The sequence below is a fragment of the Enterobacter cloacae complex sp. SHL020 genome (assembly GCF_049236945.1).
GTDB classification, from domain to species: domain Bacteria; phylum Pseudomonadota; class Gammaproteobacteria; order Enterobacterales; family Enterobacteriaceae; genus Enterobacter; species Enterobacter dykesii.
In genome coordinates this window covers 317,594-333,558 of sequence record NZ_JBMKJF010000004.1, presented here as the reverse complement: position 1 = coordinate 333,558, position 15,965 = coordinate 317,594, and the positions used below count along the sequence as shown (strand labels likewise).

The 15,965-nt window shown below is 54.6% G+C and carries 9 protein-coding genes; 6 read left to right on the top strand and 3 right to left on the bottom strand.

The features are described from left to right. Nucleotides 1-102: 102 nt before the first annotated feature. Nucleotides 103-1,215, bottom strand: coding sequence for a porin OmpC (locus ACOTZB_RS13110; RefSeq protein ID WP_047060579.1), 1,113 nt, complete (start codon nt 1,213-1,215; stop codon nt 103-105). 743 nt (nt 1,216-1,958) lie between these two features. Between ACOTZB_RS13110 and rcsD the strand changes: the two genes are divergently transcribed. Continuing rightward, nucleotides 1,959-4,631, top strand: a complete 2,673-nt coding sequence (gene rcsD, locus ACOTZB_RS13105) for a phosphotransferase RcsD (protein ID WP_058841535.1) — start codon at nt 1,959-1,961, stop codon at nt 4,629-4,631. Nucleotides 4,632-4,647: 16 nt separating this feature from the next. Further along, nucleotides 4,648-5,298 carry a response regulator transcription factor RcsB gene (gene rcsB / locus ACOTZB_RS13100; protein WP_006176468.1) on the top strand — a complete coding sequence of 217 codons (651 nt, stop codon included), beginning with the start codon at nt 4,648-4,650 and terminating at the stop codon, nt 5,296-5,298. 90 nt (nt 5,299-5,388) lie between these two features. On the opposite strand, the gene rcsC is transcribed toward rcsB, so the two are convergent. Beyond that, the gene (rcsC, locus tag ACOTZB_RS13095; RefSeq protein ID WP_047652548.1) at nt 5,389-8,235 is read right to left on the bottom strand and encodes a two-component system sensor histidine kinase RcsC; all 2,847 of its coding nucleotides are present in this window, start codon (nt 8,233-8,235) and stop codon (nt 5,389-5,391) included. 135 nt (nt 8,236-8,370) lie between these two features. After that, complete coding sequence (gene gyrA / locus ACOTZB_RS13090; RefSeq protein WP_039263204.1) at nt 8,371-11,007, bottom strand: DNA topoisomerase (ATP-hydrolyzing) subunit A; 2,637 nt, start codon at nt 11,005-11,007, stop codon at nt 8,371-8,373. Between the two features lie 146 nt (nt 11,008-11,153). Between gyrA and ubiG the strand changes: the two genes are divergently transcribed. The 4 genes from ubiG to yfaE all read left to right on the top strand — a co-directional run bounded on the left by ubiG (nt 11,154) and on the right by yfaE (nt 15,949). Further along, the gene (ubiG, locus tag ACOTZB_RS13085; RefSeq protein WP_421627335.1) at nt 11,154-11,882 is read left to right on the top strand and encodes a bifunctional 2-polyprenyl-6-hydroxyphenol methylase/3-demethylubiquinol 3-O-methyltransferase UbiG; all 729 of its coding nucleotides are present in this window, start codon (nt 11,154-11,156) and stop codon (nt 11,880-11,882) included. Between the two features lie 347 nt (nt 11,883-12,229). Further along, nucleotides 12,230-14,515 carry a class 1a ribonucleoside-diphosphate reductase subunit alpha gene (gene nrdA, locus ACOTZB_RS13080; protein WP_045402753.1) on the top strand — a complete coding sequence of 762 codons (2,286 nt, stop codon included), beginning with the start codon at nt 12,230-12,232 and terminating at the stop codon, nt 14,513-14,515. 49 nt (nt 14,516-14,564) lie between these two features. Next, nucleotides 14,565-15,695 (top strand): class Ia ribonucleoside-diphosphate reductase subunit beta, encoded by a 1,131-nt coding sequence (gene nrdB, locus ACOTZB_RS13075; RefSeq protein WP_023312514.1) that lies wholly within the window; start codon nt 14,565-14,567, stop codon nt 15,693-15,695. Next, nucleotides 15,695-15,949, top strand: coding sequence for a class I ribonucleotide reductase maintenance protein YfaE (yfaE, locus tag ACOTZB_RS13070; protein WP_008500234.1), 255 nt, complete (start codon nt 15,695-15,697; stop codon nt 15,947-15,949). Before nrdB ends, yfaE begins: the two co-directional genes overlap by 1 nt. Nucleotides 15,950-15,965 lie beyond the last annotated feature (16 nt).

Here is a 15,965-nt window from a genome sequence, read left to right as displayed (position 1 = left end):
TCATGCCAGGGCGGCAAGAGTACACCAAAACGGGTGAGTAGTGAGAATCCGGGAAGCACAAAAAAGGGGCCATCAGGCCCCTTACGTCACACGATAAAGCGATTAGAACTGGTAAACCAGGCCCAGCGCGACGATATCGTCAGTACCGATACCCGCCTGACGGGTGAATTCATTTTCATCAACCAGGTTGATTTTGTAATCCACGTAGGTGGACATGTTTTTGTTGAAGTAGTAAGTCGCACCCACATCAACATATTTCAGCAGATCCTGATCGCCGTAACCTTCGATGTCTTTCCCTTTAGACTGCAGGTAAGCCACGGATGGACGCAGGCCGAAGTCGAACTGGTACTGAGCAACCACTTCGAAGTTCTGCGCTTTGTTAGCGAAGCCGTAAGCGGTAGTTGGGCTGCTGCCGTTAGAGGTACCGAAACGGGTTGCGTTGTAGGTCTGAGAGTACTGCGCTGCCAGATAGATGTTGTTGGCATCGTATTTCAGGCCGCCAGAATAGACTTCTGCGTTATCGCCATGACCGTAAACGCTTGCGCCGTTCTGATCGGCGGTACGTTTGGAGGAGGACATTGCGCCGCCCACGCTGAAACCTTCACCCAGATTATAGGTCACGGATGCACCGTAGCCGTCGCCGTTCTGTTTCAGCAGGCTACGGCCACCGACGTTTTCACCGCTTACGCTGCCGTTTTTACCCTGATACTGCAGGGCAAAGTTCAGACCATCCACCAGACCGAAGAAGTCCTGGTTACGGTAGGTCGCTACGCCGTTAGCACGGGACTGCAGGAAGTTGTCTGCGCCGTAGGTATCGCCGCCAAATTCTGGCAGAACGTCGGTCCAGGAGGTTACGTCGTAGATTACGCCGTAGTTACGACCATAATCGAAAGAACCCGCGTCACCGAATTTCAGACCCGCAAACGCCACACGCGTCCAGGCATCGTTTTCGCTTTCGGAGGTGTTGCCCTGGATCTGGTATTCCCACTGGCCGTAACCGGTCAGCTGATCGTTAACCTGAGTTTCGCCTTTGAAGCCAAGACGCATGTAGGTCTGGTCGCCGTCGGCACCCTTGTCGTCAGAGAAATAGTGCAGACCATCGACTTTGCCGTACAGATCTAATTTGTTGCCATCTTTGTTATAAATTTCGGCCGCATTTGCTGCGCCTGCCACCAGGAGTGCTGGTACCAGGAGGGACAGTACTTTAACTTTCATTTTATTAACCCTCTGTTATATGCCTTATAATTGCCACTGCTTACTGGTTAACCCTCATTAACCAGTCGGCAATTTCATTCTCCTCAAAATTACAGAATAATCCAATGCGAATATGATACGAAAACTTTGAAGATGTTTCATTTATCTACCAACATGTTTCAAAATGTAAATATCAAGGAACTTTTACAAAGCACAAATAGCTTAGAAAATTAGCACTTATAATCAAACTGAAAAATCACCCCATAAATATCAGTAAGTTACAATAAAATCCGTTACAGCACTGAATGACAAAACAAGAACGCAGCTAATCTCTAAAATAACTCTCGCTATCATCATTAACTTTATTTATTACCGTCATTCAGTTTTGAATGTCTGTTTATCCCTAATTGAACCGGATGCTTCGCATTCGGTTTTTTTTTACCTTTCTTTACGTAACTTCTCTTTTTTTGTGCTACCGCACCGTAATTGTAACGACTATTAACTAAATTCTCGTCGGATATCCTTCGTAGTCCAAAAATTGGGACAAAACTTAATTTCTTGTTAATTCGTGCTATTTATTGACGGCGTGGGTCGATTATTTGTACGCGCATGGCGAGTTTGTACATGTTTTCTGTACTCCCCGCCGCCGATATTGCTCGGAGAAAAAGTCGCCTCTTCCCGGACAGTCGCGCTGGAAATTCAGTTATTACCCTTTATACTGCCCTATCGCCACAGAGCACGACCATAACGGGTTAAAGATATCAATGAGTCAGACTGAAACTACCGCCCCGAGCAAATTCTCCCTTCTCCCCGGGAGCATCACCCGTTTCTTTCTTCTTTTGATCGTTGTGCTGTTAGTCACCATGGGGGTGATGGTACAAAGCGCGGTTAACGCCTGGCTGAAGGATAAGAGCTATCAGGTCGTTGATATCACTCATGCCGTGCACAAGCGCATAGACACCTGGCGCTACGCCACCTGGCAGATTTACGACAATATCGCGGCTGCCCCGACCTCGTCGTCCGGGGATGGACTTCAGGAAACGCGGCTTAAGCAGGATGTCTATTATCTCGAAAAACCGCAGCGTAAGACCGAGGCTCTTATCTTCGGCTCTCACGACAGCGCGACGCTTGAGATGACGCAGCGTATTTCGACCTATCTGGATACCCTCTGGGGTGCCGAAACGGTACCGTGGTCGATGTATTATCTGAACGGTCAGGACAACAGCATGATCCTGATCTCAACGCTGCCGTTAAAAGATCTCTCATCCGGGTTTAAAGAGACCACCGTGGGCAGCATCGTCGATTCCCGCCGGGCAGAGATGCTGCAGCAGGCGAACGCCCTTGATGAACGTGAGAGTTTCTCTTCTCTGCGTCGTCTGGCCTGGCAAAACGGCCATTATTTTACCCTGCGTACCACGTTCAACCAGCCCGGACATCTGGCGACGGTAGTGGCCTTCGATTTACCGATTAATGATTTAATCCCGCCGGATATGCCGCTCGACAGCTTCCGCCTGGAGCCAGACAGCAGCACCCAGAACATGCGTGCGGCGTCCGACAAAGAGGCCGCAGAGAGCGTATCGATCTCCTTTAACGGCTCGAAAATCGAAATTGCCTCATCGCTGAATTCGACCGGTATGCGCCTGGTGTGGCAGGTGCCGTTTGGCACGCTGTTGCTCGACACCCTGCAAAATATCCTGCTGCCTCTGCTGCTGAATATCGGTCTGCTGGCGCTGGCGCTGTTTGGCTATAGCACCTTCCGTTTCCAGACGGGGCGTCAGAGCGACGCCTCTGCGGTTCCGGCCGGCACCAGCAATGAGCTGCGCGTATTACGCGCGCTGAATGAAGAGATTGTTTCCGTGCTTCCGCTTGGGGTCTTGGTTCACGACCAGGAGGCGAATCGTACGGTGATGAGCAACAAAATTGCCGACCATCTGCTGCCGCATCTTAACCTGCAGAACATCACCACCATGGCGGATCAGCACCAGGGGGTGATTCAGGCCACCATCAACAATGAACTGTACGAGATCCGTCAGTTCCGCAGCCAGGTGGCTCCCCGCACGCAAATCTTCATTATTCGCGATCAGGATCGCGAAGTGCTGGTCAATAAGAAGCTCAAGCAGGCGCAAAGGCTGTATGAGAAAAACCAGCAGGGGCGCGCCGCATTCATGCAGAACATTGGCGATGCCTTCAAGCAGCCGTTAAAAACGCTGGCGACCCAGGCGGCGGCGCTAAACACCTCTGAAAGCCACCAGCTTGCCTGCCAGGCCGATTCGCTGGTCAGAATGGTTGATGAGATCCAGTTGGCGAACATGCTGGAGAATGATTTCTGGAAGGGAACGCCTGCCCTCTTCTCCATTCAGGATCTGATCGATGAAGTGGTGCCGGAAGTGCTGCCCGTCATCAAGCGCAAAGGGCTGCAGCTGCTGATCAATAACAATCTCCCTGCGAATGACGAACGCCACGGCGATCGCGAAGCGCTGCGCCGCATTCTGCTGATGATTATTCAGTACGCCGTAACCACCACGCAGATCGGCAAGATCACCCTTGAAGTCAGCACCGAGGAGTCGGCAGAAGACCGTCTGACGTTCCGCATCCTGGACACCGGGGAAGGCGTCACAACGAGTGAAATTGATAATCTGCACTTCCCGTTCCTGAATGACACGCAGAGCGATCGCTACGGCAAGGCCAATGCCCTGACCTTCTGGCTGTGCGATCAGCTGGCGCGTAAGCTCGGCGGCCACCTGAATATCAAAGCCCGTGAATCCCTCGGCACACGCTATTCTCTGCATGTGAAAATGGCGGCCAATCCGCAGGAAGAAGATGAGGAACGTCTGCTGGATGATGTGGTGGTGATGGTCGATGTGACCTCGAACGAGATCCGCAATATTGTCGTTCGTCAGTTAGAAAACTGGGGAGCGGCCTGCATCACGCCGGATGAAAGACTTGCAAGTCAAGAATTTGATCTGTTTTTAACTGATAATCCGTCTAATCTTACTGCCTCCGGCTTGCTTTTAAGCGATGATGAGTCAGGCGTGCGGAAAATCGGCCCTGGCCAGCTGCGCGTCAACTTTAATATAAGCAATGCGATGCAGGAAGCTGTACTACAACTAATAGAAGAGCAGCTGGCGCAAGAAGAGATAACGGAGTCACCGTTAGGCGGCAATGAAAATGCCGAGCTTCACGCCAGCGGATACTATTCACTCTTTGTTGATACAGTACCAGATGATGTTAAGCGGTTGTATACTGAGTCCGCTGCGAATGATTTTGCAGCGCTGGCACAGACAGCACACCGGCTTAAAGGGGTGTTTGCCATGCTTAATCTGGTTCCCGGCAAGCAGTTATGTGAAACGCTGGAACATCTAATTCGTGAGAAAGATGCCTCTGGCATTGAAAAATACATCAGCGACATTGACGCCTACGTCAAAAGCTTGCTGTAGCAAGGTAGCCTTATACATGAACAATATGAACGTAATTATTGCCGATGACCATCCGATTGTACTGTTCGGTATTCGCAAATCACTTGAACAGATCGAGTGGGTGAATGTAGTCGGTGAATTTGAAGACTCTACAGCACTGATCAATAACCTCCCAAAGCTTGATGCACACGTGCTCATTACCGATCTCTCCATGCCTGGAGACAAATACGGTGATGGGATCACGCTCATCAAATACATTAAACGTCACTTCCCGGATATCTCGATCATTGTTCTGACCATGAACAACAACCCGGCGATCCTGAGCGCGGTGTTGGATCTGGACATCGAAGGGATTGTGCTGAAACAGGGCGCCCCGACCGATCTGCCAAAAGCGCTCGCTGCGCTGCAGAAAGGCAAGAAGTTCACGCCTGAAAGCGTCTCTCGTCTGCTGGAAAAAATCAGCGCGGGTGGCTACGGTGACAAACGCCTGTCCCCGAAAGAGAGTGAAGTTCTGCGCCTGTTCGCAGAAGGTTTCCTGGTGACCGAGATTGCCAAGAAGCTGAACCGCAGCATTAAAACCATCAGCAGCCAGAAGAAATCAGCGATGATGAAGCTGGGCGTGGACAACGATATTGCTCTGCTGAACTATCTCTCCTCCGTTACGCTGAGCGCATCGGACAAGGATTGATCCCGGACGGGTGTGCGGCCTGAGGCCCTCACCCCGTCCCTCTCCCACGGTGAGAGGGTTGAAAAGCGAAAAGGCCCTTACGGGCCTTTTTTATATTCTGGTTTTTCTCACGCGATCCGCGTAAATCGACAACGTCTGCTTCAGCACGTCCAGCGTCACCGGCTTCGACAGACAGCTGTCCATGCCTGACTCCAGACAACGCTGTTTCTCTTCCGCCAGCGCGTTCGCCGTTACGCCCACCACCGGCAGCGTCAGGCCCAGCTGTCGGATGCGCTGCGTCAGACGGTAGCCGTCCATGTTTGGCATGTTGACGTCGCTAAGCACGATATCAATATGATTTTTACTCAGCACATTCAGCGCATCCACGCCGTCATTGGCGGTTTTGCACTGGTAGCCCAGCGATCCCAGCTGGTCAGCCAGCAGGCGACGGTTAATCGGATGGTCATCCACCACCAGAATCATCATATCGTCATTTACCGACGCCAGAGACTCCGGTGACGGCAATCCGCCCGCGCCGTCACGCTCTTCCAGCTCCACTTTGTAGATGCGCGCCAGCAGGCTCAACAGCTCGTGCGGCGTTGCAACACTGTGTACCCATTCCCCGGGCGCACGCTCGACAGGAATGCCGATGTGGCGACGGCAGAAGAGCACCGACCCTCTCCCCTGCCACGGTTGCTCCGGCATCTCGTCGGCGATCAGCACATCGTCCACGTCCGGCGTTTGGCCTTCATAGCGGCACACCCTCACGCCGCTGTGGGCAAGCAGCGCCGTCAGGTAATCATTCAGCGAGGCGTTATGCACCGCCAGCCAGCAGCGCTTGTCGCTCAGCCCGTCCACCGTCGCTTTTGCCGGATACTGCGCCGAATAGAGCGGAATACGGATGGTGAACTGGCTGCCCATGCCGGGCTCGGTATCCACGGAAATATCACCGTCCATCATGCTGACGAGCTTCTCACAAATCGCCAGCCCCAGTCCGGTGCCCTGGAAGTTACGCTGCACGCCGGTCCCGACCTGGAAGAACGGATCGAACAGGCGGACCACTTCCTTCGCCGGGATGCCGACGCCCGTGTCGCGCACGCGAATGCTCAGGTAATCCCCCGCCCGGCAGACGTGCAACACGATACAGCCGGTATCGGTGAATTTAATGGCGTTGCTGAGCAGGTTAGAAATGACCTGCTGCAGGCGCATCGGATCGCCGTGCAGCGTCAGCGGCACGTCCGGTTCAATAAAGCAGTAGAGCCCCAGCTGTTTACGCACCACCAGCGGCAGATAGTTGGCGCTGATGTGGTTCATCACCTCGCGAGGCGAGAACTCCCGCGGTTCGATTTTCAGCTGCTCAGACTCGATTTTAGAGAAGTCGAGAATATCGCTGATGATCTTCAGCAACAGGCTGGAAGAGTTGTTCATCGCCGTCACCAGCCGGTCGACGCCTTTCGGCAACTCTTTGGTCTGCAGCAGGTCGAGGTTACCGATGATCCCGTACAGCGGCGTTCGCAGCTCGTGGCTGACGGTGGCAAGGAACATGGATTTCGACTGGCTGGCCTGCTCCGCGGCCTGCGCCATCTCCTGCAACGACTCTTCCATCTTCACGCGCGCGGAGACATCCACCAGCACGCAAATCGCCACGTTTTCATTGCGATAGCGGGAATGCACAAAGCTGATCTGCAGGTTGGTGTGCGTGCTGGTGAGCACGTCGACAAAGTTAACCTGCTGACCGCAGATAATTTGCGTCAGCCTCTGTCGGTCTTCGTGCGTCAGCATGTTCAGGTAGTTATGCGCCAGCTCGTTACTCAGGATGTTGGTTCCGTCCTGGGTACGCAGAATGCAGATCCCCACCGGCGCCGAGGCAACAATCTTCCGGTTAAACTGCTCGTGTTCCTCCAGCCGCTGGGCGTCGCTTTCGGCCGGAATAAAGATTTTCCGCTCATACATGCGCGCCAGGGTAAACAGCGCCCCACCCGCGATCAGGTTCAGCAGAATGGCATTCATGATGAGAATGCGTATCCGCTCAAGCACCATATCCACCGGCAGCGAATAGACAATACTCAGCGACGAAGGCGGCAGGCTCTTCTTCAGCACCAGTTCGCGGAAGCCCGAGGTATAGCCAAACCACGACCGCTCCTGCATCCAGTGCGGTTCGACGTTTAACCGGTTATCCGGCCCGGCGAGTGAGATCAGCTGATGACCGTTCTCATCCAGAATGGTCACCCCCATAGGCAGGCTGCCCGGGGTGAAGAAGTTTTCCATGCGAATGGTCTGCTCAATCCCCAGCAGCGCCTGCAGGCGATTGCCCAGATATACCGGCGTCAGGGCGTAGAAATAGCCCACGCCCGGACGCGGGCCCTGGCTAACCCAGAAGATGTTATTTCCGCGCTCGTCCTGCGGCGCATTGCGGTATTTCACAATTCGTTCATGCAGGCTTTTCAGCGCATCGTCACGCTCAACGGGCACGTCGCGCAGGCCAAAATCAGCCATGCAGAGATTTTCACTGCCAATCAGGAAGACGCGGTTCAGGTCATAGGCGGCGGAGAAATTATCGCGCCAGTAGCGCATAAACCAGGCAAGGGATTCCAGCGACCCGCGCCAGGTATTGCTCATGGTGGAGCAATCGGAGTCCGGGAACAGCGGCTGGAAGTCCGGGACTTCGGTTTTGTCGTTGCGCCCGCGAAGCGCAAGGATGCCGTTTTCCGCCGTCAGACGATTTTCTGCAATATACTTCAGCTCCTTCATCACGTCAGACGTTCGCTGAATATAGCGCTGGGCCTGGTCGGAGCTTAAGTTAAACTCCTGGCGAATCTCCGCTTCTTTCTGGTGTAGCGCGTTAACGATGTAAAACACCGAGAACAAGGCCACCAGCAGCCAAAGCAAGAGCGCCAGCGCCCGAAACAGATAGCGAGAAACTTTCAGCGTAGTACGAAAGGAGACGAGGTATTTCAAGGGGGCGAGGCTCCGCCGTCGGGGTCAAAAGAATGTGGTTAAGGTAGCGGTAAACGCGCCAGGTCGCAACGTTGACTTATCTGCTTGTGCAAAAGAAAAGGGCCGGAATCCGGCCCTTTTTTGCATCAGGAGACATTACTCGTCAGCGTCATCCGCTACGTCATCGTCGGTGTCGGCTTCCGGCGCGATATCATCATCGCCTTCCGCAACGCTACCGTCGATGGAATCGAGCTCTTCGTCATCCACCGGCTCAGCAACGCGCTGCAGACCCACCACGTTTTCATCTTCCGCTGTACGGATGAGGATCACGCCCTGGGTGTTACGCCCCACCACGCTGATCTCAGAGACGCGGGTACGCACCAGCGTACCGGCATCGGTGATCATCATGATCTGGTCGGCATCGTCCACCTGCACCGCGCCCACAACGGAACCGTTGCGCTCGGTCACTTTGATAGAGATAACGCCCTGCGTGCCGCGAGACTTGGTTGGGTATTCCCCTTCCGCCGTACGTTTACCGTAACCATTCTGCGTCACGGTCAGGATAGCCCCTTCACCGCGCGGAATAATCAGAGAAACAACGCTGTCTTCGCCAGCCAGTTTGATACCACGAACGCCCGTCGCGGTACGGCCCATTGCACGAACGGCGTTCTCTTTAAAGCGCACCACTTTACCGGCCGCAGAGAACAGCATCACTTCATCAGAACCGGAGGTCAGATCCACACCGATCAGCTCGTCGCCTTCATTCAGGTTCACCGCGATGATCCCGGCAGAACGCGGACGGCTGAATTCGGTCAGCGCGGTTTTCTTCACGGTACCGCTGGCGGTCGCCATAAAGACGTTCACGCCCTCTTCGTACTCGCGTACCGGCAGGATAGCGGTGATACGTTCGTTCGCTTCCAGCGGCAGCAGGTTAACGATTGGACGGCCACGCGCGCCGCGGCTCGCTTCCGGCAGCTGATAGACCTTCATCCAGTACAGACGACCGCGGCTGGAGAAGCAGAGGATCGTGTCATGGGTGTTCGCCACCAGCAGGCGGTCAATAAAGTCTTCTTCTTTAATGCGTGCCGCAGATTTGCCTTTACCGCCACGACGCTGTGCTTCGTAGTCGGTCAGCGGCTGATACTTCACATAGCCCTGGTGAGACAGGGTGACCACCACGTCTTCGCGGTTGATCAGATCTTCAATGTTAATATCAGAACTGTTCGCGGTGATTTCGGTGCGGCGCGCATCGCCGAACTGATCGCGGACCAGCTCCAGCTCTTCGCGGATCACTTCCATCAGACGCTCTGCGCTGCCCAGGATATGCAGCAGTTCAGCAATCTGTTCCAGCAGCTCTTTGTATTCGTCGAGCAGTTTTTCGTGCTCAAGGCCGGTCAGTTTCTGCAGACGCAGATCCAGAATCGCCTGTGCCTGCTGTTCAGTCAGGTAGTACTGGCCGTCACGCACGCCGAATTCAGGTTCCAGCCACTCAGGACGCGCTGCGTCATCCCCCGCACGTTCCAGCATCGCGGCGACGTTACCCAGATCCCACGGACGGGAAATCAGGGCGGCTTTCGCTTCCGCCGGGGTTGGCGCACGACGAATCAGTTCGATGATCGGGTCGATGTTGGCCAGCGCAACCGCCAGCGCTTCAAGGATGTGCGCACGGTCGCGCGCTTTGCGCAGTTCGAAGATGGTACGGCGGGTCACCACTTCACGGCGGTGACGCACGAACGCGCTCAGGATCTCTTTCAGGTTCATGATCTTCGGCTGACCATGGTGCAGCGCAACCATGTTGATACCGAAGGAGACCTGAAGCTGAGTCTGGGAGTACAGGTTGTTCAGCACAACCTCACCCACCGCGTCGCGTTTGATCTCAATCACGATGCGCATACCGTCTTTGTCAGACTCGTCACGCAGAGCGCTGATGCCTTCAACGCGTTTTTCTTTTACCAGCTCGGCGATTTTTTCAATCAGACGCGCTTTGTTCACCTGATACGGGATCTCGTGAACAATGATGGTCTCACGGCCGGTTTTGGCGTCCGCTTCCACTTCGGCGCGGGCACGGATGTAAATCTTGCCGCGGCCGGTGCGGTACGCTTCTTCAATACCGCGACGACCGTTGATGATCGCCGCCGTTGGGAAGTCCGGACCCGGGATGTGTTCCATCAGCCCTTCAATGCTGATGTCTTCATCGTCGATATAGGCAAGGCAGCCGTTGATCACTTCGGTGATATTGTGCGGCGGAATGTTGGTTGCCATACCGACCGCGATACCGGACGAACCGTTAACCAGCAGGTTCGGGATCTTGGTTGGCATCACATCTGGGATGCGCTCGGTGCCGTCGTAGTTATCGACGAAATCAACGGTCTCTTTTTCCAGGTCGGCCATCAGCTCATGAGCGATTTTCGACATACGGATTTCCGTATAACGCATCGCCGCAGCGGAGTCGCCGTCGACTGAACCAAAGTTACCCTGACCATCTACCAGCATGTAGCGCAAGGAGAATGGCTGCGCCATACGAACGATGGTGTCATAAACGGCGGTATCACCATGCGGGTGATATTTACCGATGACGTCACCGACGACGCGGGCAGATTTTTTATAGGCTTTATTCCAGTCATTGCCCAATACGTTCATGGCGTATAGTACGCGACGGTGTACCGGCTTAAGGCCATCGCGGACGTCCGGCAGCGCACGGCCAACAATGACCGACATCGCATAGTCCAGATAGGAGCTCTTCAGCTCTTCCTCGATGTTAACCGGTGTAATTTCTCTCGCAAGGTCGCTCATCTAACCGCTATCCCTCTACTGTATCCCGGATTCAAAGGTCGCAAATTATAACACAGCCGAGGTGATTGAGGTAAACCTATACGCTTTATTCACGGGGATTGCCTGATATACTCCTTTGTCTTGCTAAATAAGGAGTAAAAGCGCCCATGAATGCCGAAAAATCCCCGGTGGCTCACAACGTTGACCACGAAGAGATTGCCAAATTTGAAGCGGTGGCGTCCCGCTGGTGGGATCTCGAAGGTGAGTTCAAACCGCTGCATCACATTAACCCGCTGCGTCTGGGCTATATCGCGGAGCGTTCCGGCGGTCTGTTCGGTAAGAAAGTGCTCGACGTCGGCTGCGGCGGCGGCATCCTGGCTGAGAGCATGGCGCGCGAAGGGGCGAATGTTACGGGCCTGGATATGGGCTTTGAACCGCTTCAGGTGGCCCGCCTTCACGCGCTGGAGTCCGGCATACAGGTGGAATACGTGCAGGAAACCGTGGAAGAGCACGCGGAAAAACACGCCCATCAGTACGATGTGGTGACCTGCATGGAGATGCTGGAGCACGTTCCCGATCCGCAGTCGGTGGTGCACGCCTGTGCAAAACTGGTGAAACCGGGCGGCCAGGTCTTCTTCTCAACCATCAACCGTAACGGTAAAGCCTGGCTGATGGCCGTCGTCGGCGCGGAGTATGTGCTGCGCATGGTGCCGAAAGGGACGCACGACGTGAAGAAATTCATCAAGCCTGCCGAACTGTTAGGCTGGGTTGACCAGACGTGGCTCAAAGAGCAGCACATCACCGGCCTGCACTACAATCCGCTGACCGATAAATTCAAACTTGCACCGGGCGTAGATGTTAACTATATGTTGCATACCACCGCCAAAAACGACTAACGTCATTCGTTATTCTTATAAAGATTGCGCAACATCATGTTGCGCAATTCTGACCTCCCGTTGAAGAAATCAGCACTCGATCAAATTTTGAATTTTTTTTCTTAATTATTGACATGTCTTCCAGGCCTTACGGTTCTAGGACTTAGCCTTTTTTACCCTTTCACAACCTCAATTTAACGCCAAAATCAACCCTTGTGCTGAAAAGATTCGATACTAGAATACTCACCATATAGCGTTTTTCTTATCGCAAACCCCCTACATGTAGTATTTATCCACAGAGTTAGTCACAAGACGGATCTGTGGATAAACGGGGGATATTTTTTATTTCACGGACAGGTAAAACCCACATGAATCAGAGTCTGCTGGTGACAAAGCGCGACGGTACTACCGAGCGTATCAATCTGGACAAAATCCATCGAGTTCTCGACTGGGCAGCAGAAGGACTGAACAACGTATCTATCTCCCAGGTTGAACTGCGTTCCCACATTCAGTTCTACGACGGCATCAAAACGTCTGATATCCACGAAACAATCATTAAAGCAGCGGCAGACCTCATTTCCCGCGAAGCACCGGATTATCAGTACCTCGCTGCACGTCTGGCGATTTTCCACCTGCGTAAAAAAGCCTACGGCCAGTTTGAGCCGCCGAAGCTTTACGATCACGTAGTGAAAATGGTTGAGCTGGGCAAATACGACACGCATCTGCTGGAAGACTATACGGAAGAAGAGTTCGAGCAGATGAACGGGTTTATCGATCACTGGCGCGACATGAACTTCTCCTACGCGGCGGTGAAGCAGCTCGAAGGCAAATACCTGGTTCAGAACCGTGTAACCGGTGAGATCTACGAAAGCGCCCAGTTCCTCTATATTCTGGTGGCCGCCTGCCTGTTCTCTAACTACCCGCGTGACACCCGTCTGGAATACGTAAAGCGTTTCTACGATGCGGTATCCACGTTCAAGATTTCTCTGCCGACGCCAATCATGTCTGGCGTGCGTACCCCAACCCGTCAGTTCAGCTCCTGCGTACTGATCGAGTGTGGTGACAGCCTGGATTCCATCAACGCCACCTCCAGCGCCATCGTGAAATACGTCTCCCAGCGTGCCGGTATCGGCATCAACGCCGGCCGCATCCGTGCGCTGGGCAGCCCGATTCGCGGCGGTGAAGCGTTCCACACCGGCTGTATCCCGTTCTATAAACACTTCCAGACGGCAGTAAAATCCTGCTCTCAGGGCGGCGTGCGCGGCGGTGCTGCGACCCTGTTCTACCCGATGTGGCATCTGGAAGTGGAAAGCCTGCTGGTTCTGAAAAACAACCGCGGCGTGGAAGGCAACCGCGTGCGTCACATGGACTACGGCGTGCAGATCAATAAGCTGATGTACACCCGTCTGCTGAAGGGCGAAGACATCACCCTGTTCAGCCCGTCCGACGTTCCAGGCCTGTATGACGCGTTCTTTGCCGATCAGGACGAGTTCGAGCGTCTGTACACCAAATACGAAAAAGACGACAGCATCCGCAAGCAGCGCGTGAAGGCGGTAGACCTGTTCTCCCTGATGATGCAGGAACGTGCCTCTACCGGCCGTATCTACATCCAGAACGTGGACCACTGCAACACCCACAGCCCGTTTGACCCGGTGGTTGCGCCAGTGCGCCAGTCTAACCTGTGCCTGGAGATCGCCCTGCCAACCAAACCGCTGGAAGACGTGAACGACGAAAACGGCGAAATCGCGCTGTGTACGCTGTCCGCGTTCAACCTGGGCGCAATTAAGAGCCTGGACGAGCTGGAAGAGCTGGCCGTGCTGGCGGTTCGCGCGCTCGACGCTCTGCTGGACTACCAGGATTACCCAATCCCGGCCGCTAAACGCGGTGCAATGGGCCGCCGTACCCTGGGTATCGGCGTGATCAACTTCGCCTACTGGCTGGCGAAAAACGGCAAGCGCTACTCTGACGGCAGCGCCAACAACCTGACGCACCAGACGTTCGAAGCGATTCAGTACTACCTGATGAAAGCCTCTAACGAGCTGGCGAAAGAGCAAGGCGCATGCCCGTGGTTCAACGAAACCACCTACGCGAAAGGCATTCTGCCGATCGACACCTACAAGAAAGACCTGGATGCGATCGTCAGCGAGCCGCTGCACCTCGACTGGGAAGGTCTGCGCGAGTCCATTAAGACTCACGGCCTGCGCAACTCCACGCTCTCTGCCCTGATGCCGTCCGAGACCTCTTCGCAGATCTCTAACGCCACCAACGGTATTGAACCGCCTCGCGGCCACGTCAGCATCAAAGCGTCGAAAGACGGCGTGCTGCGTCAGGTGGTACCGGATTACGAAACGCTGGGCAACAACTACGAGCTGCTGTGGGAAATGCCAAACAACGACGGCTACCTGCAGCTGGTGGGTATCATGCAGAAGTTTATCGACCAGTCGATCTCTGCCAATACCAACTATGACCCGACGCGCTTCCCGTCCGGCAAGGTACCGATGCAGCAGCTGTTGAAAGACCTGCTCACCGCCTACAAATTTGGCGTGAAAACGCTGTACTATCACAACACCCGTGATGGTGCGGAAGACGCGCAGGACGACCTGGTACCGTCAATTCAGGACGATGGCTGCGAAAGCGGCGCATGTAAGATCTAATGAAGGGCGGGGATATCCCCGCCTTTATTTCGTAAGACAGGACACACTCATGGCATATACCACCTTTTCACAGACGAAAAACGACCAGCTCAAAGAGCCGATGTTCTTCGGCCAGCCGGTCAACGTGGCACGCTACGATCAGCAAAAATATGACATCTTCGAAAAGCTGATTGAAAAGCAACTCTCCTTCTTCTGGCGCCCGGAAGAAGTGGACGTCTCCCGCGACCGTATTGATTACCAGTCGCTGCCGGATCACGAAAAACATATCTTCATCAGCAACCTGAAGTACCAGACGCTTCTGGACTCCATTCAGGGTCGTAGCCCGAACGTGGCGCTGCTGCCGCTGATCTCCATTCCGGAGCTGGAAACCTGGGTGGAAACCTGGGCGTTCTCCGAGACTATCCACTCCCGCTCTTACACCCACATCATCCGCAACATCGTGAACGATCCGGCGGTGGTGTTTGACGATATCGTCACCAACGAGCAGATCCAGAAGCGCGCGGAAGGCATTGCCCATTACTACGACGAGCTGATCGAGATGACCAGCTACTGGCATCTGCTGGGCGAAGGCACCCACAACGTGAACGGTAAAACCATCACCGTGAACCTGCGCGCGCTGAAAAAGCAGCTGTACCTGTGCCTGATGAGCGTCAACGCGCTGGAAGCGATCCGCTTCTACGTGAGCTTCGCCTGCTCCTTCGCCTTTGCCGAGCGCAAGCTGATGGAAGGCAACGCCAAAATCATCCGTCTGATCGCCCGCGATGAAGCCCTGCACCTGACCGGTACCCAGCACATGCTGAACCTGCTGCGCAGCGGTACGGACGATCCGGAGATGGCGGAAATCGCCGAAGAGTGCAAGCAGGAGTGCTACGACCTGTTCGTGCTGGCGGCTCAGCAGGAGAAAGAGTGGGCCGACTACCTGTTCCGCGACGGCTCCATGATTGGCCTGAACAAAGACATCCTGTGCCAGTACGTTGAGTACATCACCAACATCCGCATGCAGGCCGTCGGTCTTGACCTGCCATTCCAGACGCGCTCTAACCCGATTCCGTGGATCAACACCTGGCTGGTGTCCGATAACGTGCAGGTTGCGCCGCAGGAAGTGGAAGTCAGCTCTTATCTGGTCGGTCAGATTGATTCTGAAGTCAACACCGACGACCTGAGTAACTTCCAGCTCTGATGTCACGCGTCACGTTAAGTCTTTCCGGCACTGAGGTGCTGTGTCGGGAGGAGCACCCTTCTCTGCTGGTGGCGCTTGAGGCGCATCAGGTAGAAGTTGAGTACCAGTGTCGTTCCGGCTACTGCGGCTCCTGCCGCTGCCGTCTGGTCGCCGGCCAGGTGGACTGGCTGACCGAGCCGCTGGCTTTTATCAACGAAGGGGAAATTTTGCCCTGCTGCTGCCGGGCAAAAGGCGATATTGAGATCGAGATGTAAAAAAGGGCCTTCCGGC

Excerpts from the sequence above, each read along its gene's own strand:
- ACOTZB_RS13110 (WP_047060579.1), bottom strand. The coding sequence starts at position 1,215 with ATGAAAGTTAAAGTACTGTCCCTCCTGGTACCAGCACTCCTGGTGGCA.
- rcsD (WP_058841535.1), top strand. The coding sequence starts at position 1,959 with ATGAGTCAGACTGAAACTACCGCCCCGAGCAAATTCTCCCTTCTCCCC.
- rcsB (WP_006176468.1), top strand. The coding sequence starts at position 4,648 with ATGAACAATATGAACGTAATTATTGCCGATGACCATCCGATTGTACTG.
- gyrA (WP_039263204.1), bottom strand. The coding sequence starts at position 11,007 with ATGAGCGACCTTGCGAGAGAAATTACACCGGTTAACATCGAGGAAGAG.
- ubiG (WP_421627335.1), top strand. The coding sequence starts at position 11,154 with ATGAATGCCGAAAAATCCCCGGTGGCTCACAACGTTGACCACGAAGAG.
- nrdA (WP_045402753.1), top strand. The coding sequence starts at position 12,230 with ATGAATCAGAGTCTGCTGGTGACAAAGCGCGACGGTACTACCGAGCGT.
- nrdB (WP_023312514.1), top strand. The coding sequence starts at position 14,565 with ATGGCATATACCACCTTTTCACAGACGAAAAACGACCAGCTCAAAGAG.
- yfaE (WP_008500234.1), top strand. The coding sequence starts at position 15,695 with ATGTCACGCGTCACGTTAAGTCTTTCCGGCACTGAGGTGCTGTGTCGG.